The 232-nt window shown below is 50.9% G+C and carries 1 protein-coding gene; it reads right to left on the bottom strand.

What is annotated here, in order from left to right:
* Positions 1–232: transketolase-like TK C-terminal-containing protein (locus ACXAH6_RS20455; protein ID WP_474879838.1), on the bottom strand; the 232-nt coding region annotated here is incomplete at both ends.

Consider the following 232-nt stretch of genomic DNA (forward strand, 5'->3'; position numbering starts at 1 on the left):
AGGAATGTCAGCTGGCAAGACTTTCGCTTTGTACTCGGCGTCTTGTGCATCAAACTGCTCAGTACTTGGCATCGACACTACGCGTACGCGACGGCCTTCGTCGGCCAATTTATTGGCTGCTTCCATCGCAATACCCACTTCAGAGCCCGTGGCAATGATGATGAGTTCTGCTGGCTCAGCACAGTCTTTCAAGATATAGCCGCCTTTGGCCATTTCTTTCAATTGTGCTTCG

The sequence above is a fragment of the Alteromonas sp. ABE4_545 genome (assembly GCF_056161325.1).